Source organism: Enterococcus sp. DIV1316a (genome assembly GCF_050536915.1).
In the GTDB taxonomy this organism is placed as follows: Bacteria; Bacillota; Bacilli; order Lactobacillales; family Enterococcaceae; genus Enterococcus; species Enterococcus faecalis.
In genome coordinates this window covers 1435889-1455129 of sequence record NZ_CP172913.1, presented here as the reverse complement: position 1 = coordinate 1455129, position 19241 = coordinate 1435889, and the positions used below count along the sequence as shown (strand labels likewise).

The following is a 19241-nucleotide window of genomic DNA, read 5'->3' as shown; positions in this document are numbered from 1 at the left end:
GGACTGGACGAATGATTATTACATCTGAACGAATTAGTTTAAAACATCTTTTAACTGCTGAGGCTTTAACCGACCGTGAAGTCATGGGGTTAATCCGTCGCGCAGGAGAATTTAAACAGGGGGCAAAATGGCACCCAGAAGAACGTCAATATTTTGCAACAAACTTGTTTTTTGAAAATAGTACTCGAACACATAAAAGTTTTGAGGTAGCTGAGAAAAAATTAGGCTTAGAAGTGATTGAGTTTGAAGCAAGTAGAAGTTCTGTTCAAAAAGGAGAAACGTTATACGACACAGTACTAACGATGTCGGCAATTGGTGTAGATGTAGCAGTCATTCGTCATGGTAAAGAAAATTATTACGATGAATTGATTCAAAGTAAAACGATTCAATGTTCTATTATTAACGGTGGGGACGGGAGTGGACAACACCCTACACAATGTTTATTGGATCTGATGACTATTTATGAAGAATTTGGTGGATTTGAAGGCTTGAAAGTGGCGATTGTGGGAGATATTACACATTCTCGCGTTGCTAAATCAAATATGCAGTTATTAAACCGTTTAGGCGCTGAAATTTATTTTTCAGGTCCAGAAGAGTGGTACGATCATCAGTTTGATGTCTATGGACAATATGTGCCGCTAGATGAAATTGTTGAAAAAGTCGATGTGATGATGTTGCTTCGCGTGCAGCACGAACGTCATGATGGTAAGGAAAGTTTTTCAAAAGAAGGCTATCATTTGGAATATGGTTTAACCAACGAACGGGCAACTCGTTTACAGAAACACGCAATTATTATGCATCCAGCGCCAGTCAATCGGGATGTTGAACTGGCAGATGAATTAGTGGAAAGTCTGCAATCAAGAATCGTCGCGCAAATGAGTAACGGAGTCTTTATGCGCATGGCAATTTTGGAAGCAATTTTACATGGAAAGGCCTAGGTGGAGAAATGAAGACGTTAATTAAGAATGGAAAAATCATCAAAAAAGAGAATCAATTGATTGAGGCAGCACTTTGGCTAGAAAATGGTGTGATTCACGCAATCGGGGAATCGTTTGACGAAGCAGATTTTGAGCAAGTGTTTGATGCGAACGGGCAACTAATCACGCCAGGCTTGGTGGATGTGCATGTTCACTTTAGAGAACCAGGCTTTACGTATAAAGAAACGATTAAAACGGGTAGTAAAGCTGCTGCTCGCGGTGGTTTTACTACGGTTTGCGCAATGCCCAATTTGAATCCAGTACCAGATACGGCTGAAAAATTAAGTGAGGTTTACGACTTAATTCAAAAAGATGCAGTCGTGAAAGTTTTACAATATGCCCCCATTACAGAAGAGCTACGGAGTGAAGTTTTAACCAATCAGAAGGCCTTAAAAGAAGCGGGCGCCTTTGCATTTACGAATGATGGTGTTGGTGTCCAAACGGCAGGAACGATGTACTTAGCCATGAAAGAAGCGGCTGCATTAAATATGGTACTTGTTGCGCACACGGAAGATGAATCTTTATTATTTGGTGGTGTGATGCATGAAGGAGAAGTTTCTAAGAAATTAGGCCTACCAGGGATTTTAAGTGCAACGGAAGCTTCACAAATTGCTCGGGATATTACTTTAGCGAAAGAAACAGGCGTTCATTATCATGTTTGTCATGTTTCAACAGAAGAAAGCGTGCGCGTTATTCGAGATGCTAAAAAAGCAGGGATTCACGTAACAGCCGAAGTTTCGCCACACCATTTAATTTTAGTCGATGAGGATATTCCTGGTGACGAAGGGTTTTGGAAAATGAACCCGCCATTACGTGGTTTAGCAGATCGACAAGCATTGATTGACGGCTTGTTAGATGGCACGATTGACTGTATTGCTACCGACCATGCGCCCCATGGTTTAGAAGAAAAACAACAATCATTTTTAAACGCACCTTTTGGTATTGTCGGTAGTGAAACGGCCTTCCAATTGATTTATACGAACTTTGTCGAAACAGGCATTTTCACATTAGAACAAGTGATTGATTGGATGGCAGTGAAACCGGCAGAAATTTTTGGATTAAACGCAGGAACACTAACAATTGGTGCACCAGCAGATATTGCAGTTTTTGACTTAGCAACAGCTGCACCAATTGATGCAGAAGCATTTGAATCAATGGCTGTCAATACACCATTTACAGGGTGGACAGTCAAAGGAAAGACACTTATGACATTTGTTGACGGAGCATTAGCTTGGTCGGAGGAGGCGCAGTAGGTTTGAAAAGGTTATTGATTTTAGAAGACGGAACAGTATTTGAAGGAAAAGCGTTTGGTGCAGAAGGCAATGTAGTAGGAGAAGTTGTTTTTACTACTGGCATGACAGGTTACCAAGAAGCAATTACTGACCAAAGTTTTAATGGACAAATGATTACTTTTACGTATCCATTAGTTGGAAATTACGGGGTCAACCGAGATGATTATGAATCCATTGCACCAACCTGTAAAGGTGTCATTGTTAAAGAGCATGCGCGGGTTGCTTCAAATTGGCGTCAACAAATGACCTTGGATGAATTTTTAAAGCGCAAAGGGATTCCGGGAATTTCAGGAATTGATACGCGTGCGCTGACTCGTAAGTTACGATCAGCTGGAACAATGAAGGGGAGCATCATTGATGCCGTGGATGATTTGCCGCATGCGTTTGATCAATTAAAAGCGACAGTCATGCCGAAAAATCAAGTGGCACAAGTCTCCACCACTAAGCCTTATCCGAGTCCAGGTATTGGGCGTAATGTGGTCGTCGTTGATTTTGGGTTGAAACATAGTATTTTGCGAGAATTATCAAAACGGCAATGCAACTTAACCGTGTTGCCTTATAATACAACGGCCGAAGAGATTTTAGAATTAAGTCCCGATGGTGTCATGTTGACAAATGGGCCTGGAGATCCCAAAGATGTGCCTGAAGCTATTGAAATGATTCAAGCAATCCAAGGAAAAGTTCCAATTTTCGGCATTTGCTTAGGTCATCAGTTATTTTCATTAGCGAATGGTGCGGATACGTATAAGATGAAGTTTGGACATCGCGGTTTGAATCATCCTGTACGAGAAATTGCAACAGGACGCATTGATTTCACTTCACAAAATCACGGATATGCCGTGGATGAAGCAACAATTGATCCAGAAAAATTACTTGTGACCCACGTGGAAGTCAATGATGGAACGGTTGAAGGCGTGCGTCATCGAGATTATCCTGCTTTTACTGTGCAATATCACCCAGATGCGGCTCCAGGACCGCACGATGGTCTTCATTTATTTGACGAATTTATGGAATTAATGGATGCATGGAAGGAGCAAAACTAATGCCAAAACGAACGGACATCAAGAAAATCATGGTGATTGGTTCAGGACCAATCATTATTGGACAAGCAGCAGAATTTGACTATGCAGGCACACAAGCCTGTTTAGCGCTAAAAGAAGAAGGGTATGAAGTTGTCTTAGTAAACTCAAATCCAGCAACCATCATGACCGATAAGGAAATCGCGGATCATGTTTATATCGAACCGATTACTTTAGAATTTGTTTCAAGAATTTTGCGAAAAGAACGTCCTGATGCTCTTCTACCAACATTAGGTGGTCAAACTGGATTAAATATGGCGATGGAATTATCGGAATCAGGAATTTTAGATGAGCTAAATGTAGAATTGCTAGGAACAAAGCTCAGTGCGATTGACCAAGCGGAAGACCGTGATTTATTTAAACAATTGATGGAAGAATTAGAACAACCGATTCCAGAAAGTGAAATTGTCAATACGGTGGAACAAGCCGTGGCTTTTGCCAAACGAATTGGCTATCCAATTATCGTTCGTCCCGCATTTACTTTAGGTGGAACAGGCGGCGGCATGTGTGATACAGAAGAAGAACTCCGCCAAATTGCTGAAAACGGTCTGAAATTATCACCAGTTACACAATGTTTAATTGAAAAAAGTATTGCTGGTTTTAAAGAAATTGAATATGAAGTGATGCGTGATTCGGCTGATAATGCGATTGTGGTTTGTAACATGGAAAACTTTGATCCTGTCGGCATTCACACTGGGGATTCGATTGTTTTTGCTCCGAGTCAAACCTTATCAGATTATGAATACCAAATGTTGCGAGATGCGTCTTTGAAAATTATTCGTGCATTAAAAATTGAAGGTGGCTGTAATGTTCAATTAGCTTTGGATCCGCATAGCTTTAATTATTATGTGATAGAAGTGAATCCTCGTGTTTCTCGCTCATCTGCACTTGCTAGTAAAGCCACAGGGTATCCCATTGCGAAGTTAGCTGCAAAAATTGCTGTTGGTTTAACATTAGATGAAATGAAAAATCCAGTTACTGGAACCACTTATGCCGAATTTGAACCGGCTTTGGACTATGTTGTTTCCAAAATTCCTCGTTGGCCTTTTGACAAATTTGAAAAAGGTGCTCGAGAACTAGGAACGCAAATGAAAGCAACCGGGGAAGTCATGGCAATTGGCCGCAATATTGAAGAATCCTTATTAAAAGCAGTTCGTTCTTTAGAAATTGGTGCTTATCACAACGAGTTAGCAGAACTAAGTCATGTCAGTGATTTAGAATTAACGAAGAAAATGGTCCATGCGCAAGATGATCGATTGTTCTACTTATCAGAAGCCATTCGCAGAGGATATAGCATCGAAGAATTACAAAGTTTAACGAAAATTGATTTATTCTTCTTGGATAAACTTTTACACATTATCGAAATTGAAACGACCCTTGAAAGTCACGTGGACAACGTAGCTGTCTTGAAAGAAGCCAAACAAAATGGCTTTTCTGATCGGAAAATCGCAGCACTTTGGGGCCAAACAGAACAAGCCATCGCTGACTTCCGCAGAGCCAATCAAATTGTGCCCGTCTATAAAATGGTGGATACGTGTGCTGCAGAGTTTGAATCACACACGCCTTATTTTTATAGCACGTATGAAGTGGAAAACGAAAGCAATGTTTCGAAAAAGCCTTCTGTACTAGTATTAGGCTCTGGTCCCATTCGCATTGGTCAAGGGGTCGAGTTTGATTATGCAACGGTTCATTCTGTCAAAGCAATCCAAGCGGCTGGTTATGAAGCAATTATTATGAATAGTAATCCTGAAACAGTTTCAACAGATTTCTCTGTTTCTGATAAATTATACTTTGAGCCATTAACTTTAGAAGACGTCATGAATGTGATTGATTTAGAAAATCCGATTGGCGTGATCGTCCAATTTGGTGGACAAACAGCGATTAATTTAGCTGAGCCGCTCACAAAACAAGGCGTTAAAATTCTTGGAACAACGATTGAAGATTTAGATCGTGCGGAAAATCGTGATTTATTTGAACAAGCTTTGCAAGAGTTAGCGATTCCTCAACCACCAGGAGATACGGCCACAAGTGCAGAAGAAGCAGTCGTGATTGCTGATCGTATCGGCTATCCCGTTTTAGTGCGTCCAAGTTATGTTTTAGGTGGTCGGGCAATGGAAATTGTCGAAAATCAAAAGGATTTGGAAGATTATATGCGACATGCAGTCAAAGCTTCTCCAGAACATCCTGTCTTAGTTGATAGCTATTTATTGGGACAAGAATGTGAAGTTGATGCCATTTGTGATGGTGAAACAGTACTAATTCCAGGGATTATGGAACATATTGAACGAGCTGGCGTTCATTCTGGTGATTCAATGGCGGTTTATCCACCGCAGTATCTTTCTCAAGAAATTCAAGCAACGATTGCCGATTATACAAAAAAACTGGCACTTGGTTTAAACTGTGTAGGCATGATGAATATTCAATTTGTTATTCATGAAAATCGTGTTTATGTGATTGAAGTGAATCCTCGTGCGAGTCGAACAGTTCCTTTCTTAAGTAAAATCACAGGGATTCCGATGGCCCAAGTTGCTACAAAAGCGATTCTTGGTGAGAAACTGACTGACCTAGGATATCAAGATGGATTATATCCTGAAAGTAAACAAGTTCATGTGAAAGCCCCTGTATTCTCCTTTACGAAACTACAAAAAGTAGATACGTACTTAGGGCCTGAAATGAAATCAACTGGGGAAGTTATGGGTAGTGATTATTATTTAGAAAAAGCCTTGTATAAAGCCTTTGAAGCATCTGGCTTGCATTTGCCAAGTTATGGAGCTGTACTTTTCACCATTGCTGATGAAACAAAAGAAGAGGCGTTAGAAATTGCTAAGCGTTTTTCAGCAATTGGCTATAGTTTAGTCGCAACGGAAGGAACCGCTGACTTTTTAGCGAAGCATCAGTTGCCTGTTAAGAAAGTGACGAAAATTTCTAATCCTGAAGGGGAAACCGTGCTGGATGTCATTCGCAACGGGAATGCACAAGTGGTAATCAATACCATGGATAAAAATCGTTCCAGTGCCAACCAAGATGGGTTTTCAATCCGTCGAGAAGCAGTCGAACATGGAATTCCATTGTTTACCTCACTTGACACAGCGAATGCGATTTTAAAAGTTTTAGAATCAAGAGCCTTTACGACAGAAGCCATTTAAGCAAAAATCTGGAACAATCGTCTGAGGAGGACTGTTCCAGATTCTTTTACGAAGAAATAGAAAATCATTTATAGGGGAATCAGAGAATAAAGGAGTGAAGGATACTGATGCAGAGAAAGCAAGAAATGATGACCATTGTAGCTCAAAAACAGTTAGCGCCACGCATCTATCAGTTAGACTTACAAGGCGAGTTAGTGAAAGACATGACACGACCAGGACAGTTTGTGCATATCAAGGTTCCGCGTGCAGATTTACTTTTGCGGCGACCGATTAGTATCAACCAAATTGATCATTCGAACGAAACCTGTCGTTTGATTTATCGAGTCGAAGGCGCTGGAACGGAAGTGTTTGCTACAATGAAGGCTGGTGAACAATTAGATATTTTAGGTCCTTTAGGAAACGGCTTTGATATAACTACCGTAGCAGCTGGTCAAACTGCTTTTATCGTTGGCGGAGGAATCGGGATTCCCCCATTGTATGAATTATCAAAACAACTCAATGAAAAAGGCGTGAAAGTGATTCATTTTCTTGGTTATGCATCAAAAGAGGTTGCTTATTACCAACAAGAATTTATGGCATTAGGAGAAACACATTTTGCCACAGATGACGGCTCGTTTGGCGCTCATGGCAACGTGGGCCGTTTATTGTCAGAAGCGTTAGCAAAAGGACGGATCCCTGATGCAGTGTATGCTTGTGGTGCGAATGGTATGTTAAAAGCAATTGATTCTTTATTTCCAACACATCCACACGTTTACCTTTCTTTAGAAGAACGGATGGCCTGTGGAATTGGGGCTTGCTATGCCTGCGTTTGCCATAAAAAAGGAGACACTACTGGAGCAAAAAGTGTCAAGGTCTGTGATGAAGGTCCGATTTTTAAAGCAAGTGAGGTTATCTTATGATGAAAAATCCTTTAGCTGTTTCAATTCCAGGTTTAACATTAAAAAATCCAATTATCCCCGCCAGTGGTTGCTTTGGGTTCGGGGAAGAATATGCTAACTATTATGACCTTGATCAATTAGGTTCAATTATGATTAAGGCAACAACGCCCCAAGCACGATATGGAAATCCCACACCACGTGTAGCTGAAACACCTAGTGGTATGCTAAATGCCATTGGATTGCAGAATCCAGGCTTAGACGTGGTTATGCAAGAAAAATTACCAAAATTAGAAAAATACCCTAACTTACCGATTATCGCAAATGTTGCAGGTGCTTGCGAAGAGGACTATGTGGCTGTTTGCGCAAAAATTGGGCAAGCGCCTAACGTCAAAGCAATTGAATTGAATATTTCCTGTCCCAATGTGAAACATGGCGGCATAGCTTTTGGTACAGATCCAGAAGTTGCTTTTCAATTAACACAAGCAGTCAAAAAAGTCGCCTCTGTTCCGATTTATGTTAAACTATCACCAAACGTAACGGATATTGTGCCGATCGCCCAAGCAATTGAAGCAGGGGGCGCAGACGGTTTTTCTATGATTAATACATTGCTAGGGATGCGCATTGATTTAAAAACGAGAAAACCTATTTTAGCCAATCAAACTGGTGGACTATCTGGCCCAGCCATTAAACCTGTTGCTATTCGCTTAATCCGACAAGTCGCCAGTGTTTCTCAGTTGCCAATTATTGGAATGGGCGGTGTTCAAACAGTGGACGATGTCTTGGAAATGTTCATGGCAGGTGCTAGCGCTGTCGGGGTTGGTACGGCCAACTTTACAGATCCATACATTTGTCCGAAGTTGATTGACGGATTACCTAAGCGAATGGAAGAGTTAGGCATTGAATCGTTGGAACAATTAATTAAAGAAGTGAGAGAGGGGCAGCAAAATGCACGATAGACCAATTATTGCGTTAGATTTTCCCACGCAAAAAGAAGTGGCTGTTTTTTTAGAAAAATTCCCTAAGGAAGAAGCCTTGTTTGTTAAAGTGGGGATGGAACTTTTTTACGCAGAAGGACCAGCGATTGTTCGCTGGCTTAAAGAACAAGGACACGATGTTTTCTTGGATTTAAAATTACATGATATTCCGAATACTGTGGAAAAAGCGATGACAAATTTAGCAAAATTAGGCGTTGCCATTACCAATGTCCATGCAGCAGGGGGCGTTCGAATGATGCAAGCAGCTAAGGAAGGTCTAATCAAAGGGACTCAGCCAGGCGCTAAGGTTCCTGAGTTAATTGCTGTAACCCAGTTGACTTCTACTAGTGAAGAAGAGATGCACCATGATCAATTAATCAACGTTCCTTTAGAGACAAGTGTCATTCATTATGCTAAATGTGCGGAAAAAGCGGGTCTGGATGGCGTGGTTTGTTCAGCATTAGAAGCACGTGGTATTCAAGAAGCAACCAAGCAGACGTTTATTTGCTTAACACCTGGTATTCGTCCAGCAGGAAGTGCAGTAGGTGACCAACAACGGGTCGTTACGCCGCAACATGCTCGAGAAATCGGGTCCACATATATCGTTGTTGGCCGACCTATTACCCAAGCAGAAAATCCTTATGAAGCCTATCAAGAAATCAAAAAAGACTGGAGCGGAAAGTAACATGACAAAAGTAGCAAAAAAGATTGCCAAAGATTTATTAGATATTGAAGCGGTATTTTTAAACCCTAATGAGCCGTTTACCTGGGCTAGTGGCATAAAAAGCCCGATTTATTGTGATAACCGTATCACGATGAGTTATCCTGCTGTGCGTAAAGAAATTGCAGAAGGCTTAGCGGCAAAAATTAAAGAAACTTTCCCAGAAGTCGAAGTGATTGCTGGGACAGCTACCGCAGGGATTCCACATGCGGCATGGGTAGCCGATATTTTAGGATTACCAATGGTTTATATCCGCAGTAAAGCCAAAGATCACGGCAAAGGGAATCAAATTGAAGGCCGAATTTCTGAAGGACAAAAAATGGTAGTTATCGAGGATTTAATTTCAACCGGCGGTAGCGTGTTAGAAGCGGCAGAAGCGGCGGAACGTGAAGGAGCAACGGTTTTAGGCGTTGCGGCAATCTTCACTTATGAGTTACCCAAAGGAACGGCAAATTTTGCAGATAAACAGATGACGTTACTAACGTTAACCAATTACTCAACTTTAATTGATGCTGCATTAGAAGCAAATTATATCGAAGAAAAAGATGTTACCTTATTACAAGAATGGAAAAAAGATCCTGAAAACTGGGGCAAATAACCGTTGAACTAAAGATAGTTCTTGTCGTCTGATTTTTAGTGTCATTTTCAGTAACCAGATTTAACGGTAGGAGAACTTAGGTCATTTGCCGAGGAGCGTAATGATCTAAGTTCTTTTGTTTGACGTAGAAAAGATGTTAGGATAGAGTTTTAACATGAGTTTTACCTGATTACTATGTGGAAATGAAGGAAGAGTGTATGAAAAAAATAAAAAATATGGACGTTGAATGGAGCTATACAGGCAACGATGGACCAGAACATTGGCATACGCTATGTGACTGGTTTGCAGAAGGTGCTAAGTTTGCTTATCAATCGCCAATTGCTTTAGAAAAAGAAAGTGCTGAGACAGTAAATTCTCAGATTACGTTTCATTATAAAAAAGAAGAATTCACTGAAAAGGAATTCAAAAATACGTTTCATTTTGTACCACCAAATACGGAAAGTTACGTAATGTTTGAAAATGTTGCGTATCATTTAACCGATATCCATTTTCATATGCCTAGCGAACATTTGCTGTCGGGAAAGCAGTATCCGCTAGAATTCCATTTGGTTCATATGAATGATGCTGGCGAAAATTTAGTTGTCGGTTGCCTGTTTACCATCACTGAGGAAGAAAATCGTTTTTCAGAAGCGAATCATCCGATGGACTGGGAAAACGGCACGCACCAACAATGGTTTAATCCGTCAATCTTTTTACCAGAGGAGCGTCTACACTACCATTATGTAGGCTCGTTAACAACACCGCCAACTAAGGGTCCAGTGAAATGGTTTGTATTTGATACCATTCAAAAAATGGATCAAGCTTTTTTAAATAAGATCAAGGAAGGTATGTTGGCCTTTAACAATCGGCCCCTTCAGCCGTTGAATGGGCGTAAGATTTATTTTTCAAATGATTAGTGTGTGGAGGAAAAAGTGTTGAATATTCAACAAATGAAGTATGTTGCTGCCATAGCTAACAATGGGAGTTTTCGGGAAGCAGCCAAAAAACTATTTATTACACAACCTAGCTTGTCAAATAGTATTCGAGAATTAGAAGAAGAACTAGGGATTTCCCTCTTTTTACGTACCAATAAGGGCGCTTTTTTAACAGAAGAAGGAATGGTTTTTTTAGAACAAGCAGAGAAAGTCTTAGTTCAAATGGAGTTATTGGAAAATCGCTATCGCGAGACAGTGACCAGCGAACGATTCTCCATCTCTTCGCAACATTACGATTTTTTAGGTGAGGTAATTGCCAAAGTTCTTAAAAAGTATGGGGATCAATATAAAGATTTTCGTGTCTTTGAAACCACAACCTTAAAAGTAATTGAAGATGTCAAAGGATTTCACAGTGAATTGGGGATTATTTATTTAAATGAACAAAATAGTGTCAGTATTGAACGGTATTTAGAACAAGCTAATCTAGCCTACGAGGTAATTAGTACCTTTAATACACACATTTTTTTAGGAAATCATCATCCTTTAGCCAAGCAAAAAGAAATTCATTTAGAGGAATTAGTTCCCTATCCACAAGTTCGCTTTAATCAAGAAGGAAGCAATTTTTCCTATTTTTCTGAAGATTTAGTTGAAATTCCTGAACAGGAATCGGTCATTCATACTACAGATCGTGGAACCTTGATGAATTTGTTGGTAGAAACCAATGCTTATGCTTCTGGTTCAGGAGTCGTAACGGGTTTTACGAAGAAAGAAATTCGGTTAGTGCCATTGGCGCCAGCTTTGGAAAATCGTATTTGTTTACTCTTTCCCAGAAATCGGGAAATCAGTCCAATTGGTCGCTACTTTATCAAAGAATTAAAAGCGTTGTTTAAAAAAGAGGTAGATACCAAAACATTTAGCACTAAGGAATAAAAAGAAGAGGTCGGGACAGAAGTGTTTAACTCCGAGAAATAAGAAGGAATTTCCGAAAATTGTTCTTTAATTTTTGGAGAATTTCGGCTTATTTCCGAAGGAGTTGCTTCTGTTCCCGCCGTTTATTAGTTTTTGAGCGTGGAGCAAAAATCCAAAGTGATTTTTGTCCCACGCTCTTCTTTTTTGGCTCATTTTGAAACAGTAGAAATGGTTTCTCTTTCAATTAATGTGACAGGTACTTGAATGTCTTCTATGATTTGAATGTCTTGTTGCATCGTTTGTAATAACACTTCACCAGCTAGTTTTCCCATTTCTTTAAAGTCTTGTGCCATGGTTGTTAATGGCGGTTCGACAAATGCTGCCGCTTGAATATCGTCAAAACCAATAATCGATAATTCTTTTGGCACATGAATACCTAGGTTTTTACAGTTTCGTAAACAATGTAACGCGCTGAAGTCATTATCGCAGACCACGGCTGTGAGTTGGTGCGCCTCAAAATACTGTTTAAAGTTGTGTTCATCTAAGAGATTGGTTTCCGTGATTGCTGTATGAAATGCCAGATTGGCTTCTTTTAAAGCTTGGAGATAACCTAAATAACGTTGCCGAACGGATTGTAGGGCTGGACTTCCTGAAAGGATATATCCAATTTTTGTATGTCCTAAGCCAATTAAGCGTTCGGTTGCTGTTTTACCACCAGCAAAGTTGTCTGATTGAATGGTTGCAAAAGGTAAATCATGGATCTTTTTATCCAAGACAACGACTGGAAAATTCATCAAAGCCAACTCAAACAATAAGTCGAGGTAGTCATTACTAGTAGCAGCATAATAGACAAGCCCGGCAAACTCATTCACAATGTCCGCAGCATTTTTCTCTCTCAAAAAATTAGGCGAGGTCATAAAGACTTCTAAACCAGCTGCTTGAATAGTAGGGGCCAAACCGCTATAGAAATTTCCTACTGATAAATCGTCTGCAAAAGGCAATAAAAAAAGAACTTTATTTAAAGAGGTATGAAGAGGATGCTTTGGTGCTTGAACAAAACTTCCTTTTCCTTGGTGACGTTGGATTACGCCTTGCGTTTCCAACTCAGTTAGCGCTCGTTTGGACGTAATTCTACTGACGTTAAACTGAGCCGATAATTCTTTTTCGGTAGGCACTTGCGCTCCAACAGGCAATCGCCCTGAATCAATTTCATTTTGTAAATAATCAATAATTTGTTGATATAATGGTTGCTTCATTCATTTCACCTCACAATAAGATATATCTTATTTATAGTTTACCATAAATTAATTGGTTTTAAAATGAAAAAAATGATCGAAATCACTAGACAAAGTGAAATGTAAACGCTATAATTCAATTGTAAAATGATATATCAAATTTAAGAGGTGACGAGAATGGTTTATACAGAAGTTCCAAAATCCGTAGCAACATTTATGGAGACAATTACAGAAAAATGCGGTGAAGCACATCAAGATTGGGCAAAAAACTTTCAGGCGGCCTTTGCCAATACTTTACTAACAACAGTGAAACGTCAAGAAGATGGTACTACCTTTTTATTAACAGGCGATATTCCAGCAATGTGGTTGAGAGACTCAACAGCACAAGTTCGTCCCTATTTAGTGATTGCGAAAGAAGACGAAGACCTTGCTCAAATGATTGCTGGGTTGGTTAAGCGCCAGTTTCGTTATATTTGCATTGATCCTTATGCCAATGCGTTTAATGAAACAGATAATCATGCAGGCCATCAAACTGATAAGACCGAAATGAATGGCTGGATTTGGGAACGGAAATATGAAATTGATTCATTATGTTACCCGGTCCAATTAGCCTATTTACTTTATAAAAATACTGGGATGACCGAACAATTTAATTCAGATTTTGTGGAAGGCGTCAAAAAAATTCTCAACGTTTTCACAACAGAACAAGATCACGCACAGTCACCTTATTTATTTGAACGAGATACGTGGCGTCAAGAAGATACGTTGGTTGAAGCAGGGAAAGGAACACCAGTTGGCAAAACAGGGATGACATGGTCAGGCTTCCGTCCTAGTGATGATGCCTGCCAATATGGTTACTTAGTTCCTTCTAACATGTTTGCAGTCGTAATTTTAGGCTATATTCAAGAAATTTTCTCTGATGTTTTAGAAGATGCTACGATTGTGGCGATTGCTAAAAAATTACAAGAAGAGATTGAAGAAGGCATCCAAACATTTGGACGAACAAAAAATCAAAATAACGAAACGATTTATGCGTATGAAGTGGATGGCTTAGGCAATGCAAGCGTGATGGATGACAGTAATGTTCCCAATTTAGTAGCAGCCCCTTATCTGGGTTATTGTTCAACAGAGGATGAACAATATTTAACAACGCGTCAAACCTTATTAAGTAAAGAAAATCCTTACTTCTATGAAGGCAAATACGCGAAAGGGATTGGTAGCTCGCATACACCAGAAAATTACGTGTGGCCGATTGCTTTAGCAATGGAAGGAATGACAACCAAAGATAAAGCTGAAAAAGAACGGATTTTAGATTTATTAGTTGCCACAGATGCGGGGACTCATTTGATGCATGAAGGTTTTGACGTAGATAATCCTGAAAATTATACAAGAGAATGGTTTTCATGGGCTAATATGATGTTTTGTGAATTAGTTATGGATTATTTTGACATCCGAGTGGAAAAATAGGAGGAAAAGTGATGACAAAGAAAAAAGTCTATATTGTTTCACATAGTCATTGGGATCGTGAATGGTATCTTCCTTATGAAGAACATCATATGCGCTTAATTGAATTAGTGGATAATGTATTAGATTTAATTGAAAATGATCCAGAGTTTAACAGTTTCCATTTAGATGGACAAACGATTATCTTAGACGACTATTTACAAGTTCGCCCAGAGAAAAAAGAAGCTGTAAAAAAAGCTGTCCAAGCAGGCAAACTAAAAATCGGACCATTTTATATTTTACAAGATGACTTTTTAATTAGCTCTGAATCCAATGTTCGAAACATGCTGATTGGGCATTTAGAAAGTCAAAAATGGGGAGCACCAGTTCAATTAGGTTACTTCCCGGATACATTTGGGAATATGGGTCAAACGCCTCAAATGATGCAATTAGCAAATCTGCCTGCGGCTGCCTTTGGACGCGGGGTGAAACCGATTGGCTTTGATAACCAAGTCTTAGAAAGCGACTATAGCTCACAATATTCTGAAATGTGGTGGGAAGGTCCTGATCAAACGAAAATTTTCGGCTTGCTTTTTGCTAACTGGTATAGTAATGGGAACGAAATTCCTTCAGAAAAAGAAGCGGCAATCGCTTTTTGGAAACAAAAATTGGCTGATGTGGAACGTTACGCTTCCACAAACCATTTATTGATGATGAATGGGGTCGACCACCAACCGGTGCAAAGAGATATTACTAAGGCCATCGCTTTAGCCAATGAACTATTCCCAGAATATGAATTTATTCATTCCAATTTCGATGACTATTTGAAAGCTGTTCAAGAGGAGTTACCAGAAGATTTAGGAACAGTAACAGGCGAATTAACGAGTCAAGAAACGGATGGCTGGTACACATTAGCCAATACTTCTTCTGCTCGCGTCTATTTAAAACAGTGGAACACAAAAGTCCAACGCCAATTAGAAAATATCGCAGAACCTTTAGCAGCAATGGCTTACGAAGTAACTGGCGACTACCCACATGACCAATTTGATTATGCTTGGAAAACATTGCTTCAAAACCATCCGCACGATAGTATTTGTGGCTGTTCTGTCGACGAGGTTCACCGAGGCATGATGACTCGCTTTGAAAATGCCAATGATGTCGGGCATTTCTTAGCAGATGAAGCAACACGACAATTAACAGAAGCAATTGATACAAGTGTTTTCCCAGAAAAAGCGCACCCGTTTGTTTTATTTAATACTAGTGGCTATCAGAAAACGGAGGTTGTCACTGTGGAAGTGGAGATTGAACGATTGCCATTTTATACAGGAAAACCTGAAGATCTTTATCATGAATTAAAACAAAAAGCCACCCCAGATTATCAAGTGATTGATCCAACTGGAAAAGCCGTTGCAAGCCGTATTGTCAAAGAAGATGTTCATTTTGGTTACGATTTACCTAAAGATGCTTTCCGCCAACCGTACATGGCTAAATACTTAACGGTCGAATTATCTGTCAAAGAAATGGCGCCATTCTCTTGGGATAGCTTTGCATTGATTCAAGGAGAAACGAAAGCTTTTGAAGGAAGTCTTTTGGCTCAACCAGCAATAAATGAAATGGAAAACGAATTTATTCAAGTGAAAATTGAAAACAATGGTAGCTTAACCATTGCTGACAAAAAAACAGGAGAAACATTTTCAAAATTGTTAACATTTGAAGATACTGGCGATATTGGGAATGAATATATCTTTTTCAAACCGACCGAAGACCAAGGAATTACAACTGAAAATGTAACGGCTGAAATCACGAATAAAGAAAATTCCCCTGTAAAAGCAAGTTATCAAATTAAACAAACTGTCATGTTACCAGTTTCAGCAGATGAACGATTAGAAGAAGAACAAAAGGCTGTTCGTGAGTTTAGAGAACGCCAAGCACAACGTTCAACGACGCTTCGCCCGTTCGAAATAACGACAGCGGTTACAATGATCAAAGAAAGTAACCAATTGTTCTTTGAAACAACCATTAATAATCAAATCAAAGATCATCGTTTACGCGTGCTTTTCCCAACTGGCATGGTCACAGAAACACACGAAGCGGATAGTATTTATGAAGTCGTGACACGACCAAATCAAGTAAGCGACACATGGGAAAATCCAACAAACCCGCAGCACCAACAAGCGTTTGTGAATGTTCATGACCAAAACAAAGGCGTGACTATCTTCAATGAAGGCTTAAATGAGTATGAAGTCTTGGCAGATGGAACCATTGCGGTCACATTAATTCGTTGTGTTGGCGAACTAGGTGATTGGGGCTATTTTGCGACACCAGAAGCACAATGCCAAGGAGAATATACCTTTAAATATGGTTTGTCATTGCATGGAAAACCAGAAGAACGCTTTGCTACGTATCAACAAGCCTATAGTGCACAAATTCCTTTTACTGCAGCTACTACTGCGCGTCATGAAGGTAAACTAGCACCGAACCATGTCTACTTGACAACGGCAGAAGGACCAATTGGTTGGACAGCCGTTAAACGTCAAGAGCAAACGAATCATTTAGTCGTTCGTGGCTTTAATCTAACAGCGCAAAATATTCCTTGTGAACTTCACAAAGAGACACAACCAGCGACTTGTTTAACAAATGTATTAGAAGAACCGTTGACACCAGCGATAGAAATCGATGCACCATTACGTCCGTTTGAAATTCGGACATGGCGTTTCGAAAAATAAATAAATAGGAGAACTTTGTTGAAAAGGACAAAGTTCTCCTATTTTCTTCTCTGTCGTTTTTTTGAGATATTTATAATAAAAATCTAGCGAAACAATGAGAAAATCATTCATTTTACGGTCAATTTGTGCTACTATAACGTCAACTGAAGGAGTGAAGCTAAATGGATTTAACCAATCGTTTTAATCGTCAAGTAAATAAAATTGCTGTTTCTTTAATTCGTCAATTTGACGAACAAGTCTCAGGAATTGAAGGTATTTTAAAATTAACGCTAGGAGAGCCGGATTTTAACACACCTGAGCATGTCAAAAAAGCAGCCAAAGAAGCAATTGATGCGAATTTTTCTCATTATACAGGGATGTCTGGTTTATTAGATGTCCGTGAAGCAGCCGCTTATTTTATGAAAGAAAAGTACCATTTGACTTACCAGCCTGGGACAGAAATTTTAGTAACAGTTGGAGCAACAGAAGCGATTTCAGCTTCGTTATTAGCAATTTTAGAACAAGGTGACAAAGTGCTATTGCCAGCACCTATTTACCCAGGGTATGAACCAATTATTACATTGGCGGGGGCGGAACCGGTATATTTGGATACACGAGACAATGATTTTGTCTTGACCCCTGAAATGATTGAAGCGGCAATGGCCGAGCATGGGGAACAAGTCAAAGCAATTATTTTAAATTATCCTAGCAACCCAACTGGTGTCACCTATAACCGCCAAGAGTTGCAAGCAATTGCTGATGTTCTAAAAAAATACGACATTTTTGTGATTAGTGATGAAATTTATAGTGAGTTAACTTATGATGAGAGTCATGTTTCGATTGCTGAAATGTTACGTGACCAAACGATTTTAATTAACGGTTTGTCGAAATCACATGCCATGACAGGCTGGCGGATTGGCTTTATTTTTGCACCAGCGATTTTAACAGCGGAGATCATTAAAGTTCATCAGTATTTAGTTACTGCGGCTGCAACAGTGTCTCAAAAAGCGGCTGTTCGTGCCTTAATCGAAGGAATGCATGATGCTGAAATTATGAAAGAAGAGTATCGGAAACGGCGCGATTTTGTTTATGAACAGATGACTCAATTGGGGTTTGAGGTTGCGCGTCCAAATGGCGCCTTTTATATTTTTGCTAAGATTCCTACTGGTTATGAACAAGATTCTATGAAATTTTGTATTGATTTAGCGCAAAAAGAAGCAGTAGCGTTGATTCCAGGTATTTCTTTTGGTCCAGAAGCAGAAGGATACGTCCGAATTAGTTATGCGTCCGATATGGATAAATTAACAACGGCCATGGAACGAATCGCACATTACATGGCGACACAACGCGTAACGCGCTAGCCTTTATAGATTCTTTACACACCTTTACCTTTTATTTACATTTAATTGAAACAGAATTAACAGAGTCTTGGTAGACTAAACTTGTAACTAATTGAAAAGGAAGTGCAAAGATGAAAAAACGTGTAATTGCAGCAACTATGCTGAGTCTAGGGTTATTATTAACTGGGTGCGGAGCTCAAGGAGGCACAACTGAAAAATCCAGCGAAGCGGATAGTAACAAACCAGTTAAAATTGTCGCTGTTGGTTCCACCGCTTTACAACCGTTAGTAGATGCTGCGAAAGATCAATTTACACAAGAACATCCTAATTATACAGTTTCTGTCCAAGGTGGCGGCAGCGGAACAGGACTTTCGCAAGTTGCAGATGGCGCAGTGACCATTGGAAATTCCGATGTGTTTGCCGAAGAGAAAGATGGCGTGGATGCCTCTAAATTAGTCGATCATCGGGTGGCCGTGGTCGGTATGGGACCAGTGGTCAACAAAGAAGTCGGCGTGAAGAATTTAACAAAGCAACAATTGATTGATGTCTTTACTGGCAAAGTCAAAAACTGGAAAGAAGTGGGCGGCAAAGATCAAGAAATCGTCGTAATAAACCGCGCAAACGGAAGTGGCACCCGAGCAACATTTGAAAAATGGGGCTTAGATGGAGCTAAACCAGTTCAATCACAAGAACAAGATTCTTCGGGAACAGTTCGTAAAATTGTTGAACAAACACCAGGAGCAATCAGCTATTTAGCTTTTTCTTATATGGATGATTCCACCGTTGCCTTAAGCATTGATGGTGTTGAACCAAAAGAAGAACACGTGAAAGACAATTCATGGAAAATCTGGTCTTATGAACATATGTATACAAAAGGGGAGCCTAATAAAGAAGTAAAAGCCTTCTTAGACTATATGGTCACCGATGATGTTCAAAAGACAATTGTCAAAGACTTAGGTTATTTAGCCATCACAGACATGCAAGTAGAACGAGATGTAAATGGAAAAGTAACTGAAAAATAAACAAAAAA

The 19241-nt window shown here is 39.7% G+C and carries 15 protein-coding genes; 14 read left to right on the top strand and 1 reads right to left on the bottom strand.

Translation table 11 applies throughout. From position 1 onward, the window contains the following. Positions 1–11: 11 nt before the first annotated feature. The 10 genes from IGL56_RS07050 to IGL56_RS07005 all read left to right on the top strand — a co-directional run bounded on the left by IGL56_RS07050 (position 12) and on the right by IGL56_RS07005 (position 11509). Complete coding sequence (locus IGL56_RS07050) at positions 12–938, top strand: aspartate carbamoyltransferase catalytic subunit (protein ID WP_002357411.1); 927 nt, start codon at positions 12–14, stop codon at positions 936–938. A gap of 8 nt (positions 939–946) precedes the next feature. Continuing rightward, the gene (locus IGL56_RS07045; RefSeq protein WP_065813696.1) at positions 947–2230 is read left to right on the top strand and encodes a dihydroorotase; all 1284 of its coding nucleotides are present in this window, start codon (positions 947–949) and stop codon (positions 2228–2230) included. A gap of 2 nt (positions 2231–2232) precedes the next feature. Then, positions 2233–3312, top strand: coding sequence for a carbamoyl phosphate synthase small subunit (locus IGL56_RS07040; protein WP_002360175.1), 1080 nt, complete (start codon positions 2233–2235; stop codon positions 3310–3312). Beyond that, the gene (carB, locus tag IGL56_RS07035) at positions 3312–6494 is read left to right on the top strand and encodes a carbamoyl-phosphate synthase large subunit (RefSeq protein WP_002357414.1); all 3183 of its coding nucleotides are present in this window, start codon (positions 3312–3314) and stop codon (positions 6492–6494) included. The genes IGL56_RS07040 and carB overlap by 1 nt, the downstream gene beginning before the upstream one ends. Positions 6495–6601: 107 nt before the next feature. Continuing rightward, positions 6602–7393, top strand: a complete 792-nt coding sequence (locus IGL56_RS07030; protein WP_002380354.1) for a dihydroorotate dehydrogenase electron transfer subunit — start codon at positions 6602–6604, stop codon at positions 7391–7393. Then, positions 7390–8328, top strand: a complete 939-nt coding sequence (locus IGL56_RS07025) for a dihydroorotate dehydrogenase (RefSeq protein WP_002379493.1) — start codon at positions 7390–7392, stop codon at positions 8326–8328. Before IGL56_RS07030 ends, IGL56_RS07025 begins: the two co-directional genes overlap by 4 nt. Next, positions 8318–9031, top strand: coding sequence for an orotidine-5'-phosphate decarboxylase (gene pyrF / locus IGL56_RS07020; protein WP_002357417.1), 714 nt, complete (start codon positions 8318–8320; stop codon positions 9029–9031). The genes IGL56_RS07025 and pyrF overlap by 11 nt, the downstream gene beginning before the upstream one ends. Position 9032: 1 nt before the next feature. Next, a complete protein-coding gene (gene pyrE / locus IGL56_RS07015; protein WP_002357418.1) occupies positions 9033–9665 on the top strand; it encodes an orotate phosphoribosyltransferase in 633 nt (210 codons plus the stop codon). A gap of 182 nt (positions 9666–9847) precedes the next feature. Beyond that, the gene (locus tag IGL56_RS07010; protein ID WP_002382382.1) at positions 9848–10561 is read left to right on the top strand and encodes a carbonic anhydrase; all 714 of its coding nucleotides are present in this window, start codon (positions 9848–9850) and stop codon (positions 10559–10561) included. Positions 10562–10579: 18 nt separating this feature from the next. Then, complete coding sequence (locus IGL56_RS07005) at positions 10580–11509, top strand: LysR family transcriptional regulator (RefSeq protein ID WP_002357420.1); 930 nt, start codon at positions 10580–10582, stop codon at positions 11507–11509. 188 nt (positions 11510–11697) lie between these two features. On the opposite strand, the gene IGL56_RS07000 is transcribed toward IGL56_RS07005, so the two are convergent. Further along, positions 11698–12744 carry a GntR family transcriptional regulator gene (locus IGL56_RS07000; protein WP_002357421.1) on the bottom strand — a complete coding sequence of 349 codons (1047 nt, stop codon included), beginning with the start codon at positions 12742–12744 and terminating at the stop codon, positions 11698–11700. A gap of 156 nt (positions 12745–12900) precedes the next feature. Between IGL56_RS07000 and IGL56_RS06995 the strand changes: the two genes are divergently transcribed. The 4 genes from IGL56_RS06995 (at position 12901) to IGL56_RS06980 (ending at position 19233) form a co-directional block, all read left to right on the top strand. Beyond that, a complete protein-coding gene (locus IGL56_RS06995; RefSeq protein ID WP_002357422.1) occupies positions 12901–14190 on the top strand; it encodes a glycoside hydrolase family 125 protein in 1290 nt (429 codons plus the stop codon). 11 nt (positions 14191–14201) lie between these two features. Continuing rightward, positions 14202–16892, top strand: a complete 2691-nt coding sequence (locus tag IGL56_RS06990; RefSeq protein ID WP_002385877.1) for an alpha-mannosidase — start codon at positions 14202–14204, stop codon at positions 16890–16892. Positions 16893–17053: 161 nt separating this feature from the next. Then, positions 17054–18232, top strand: coding sequence for a pyridoxal phosphate-dependent aminotransferase (locus tag IGL56_RS06985; RefSeq protein WP_002357424.1), 1179 nt, complete (start codon positions 17054–17056; stop codon positions 18230–18232). A gap of 110 nt (positions 18233–18342) precedes the next feature. Continuing rightward, a complete protein-coding gene (locus IGL56_RS06980) occupies positions 18343–19233 on the top strand; it encodes a phosphate ABC transporter substrate-binding protein PstS family protein (protein WP_002357425.1) in 891 nt (296 codons plus the stop codon). Positions 19234–19241: the final 8 nt, after the last annotated feature.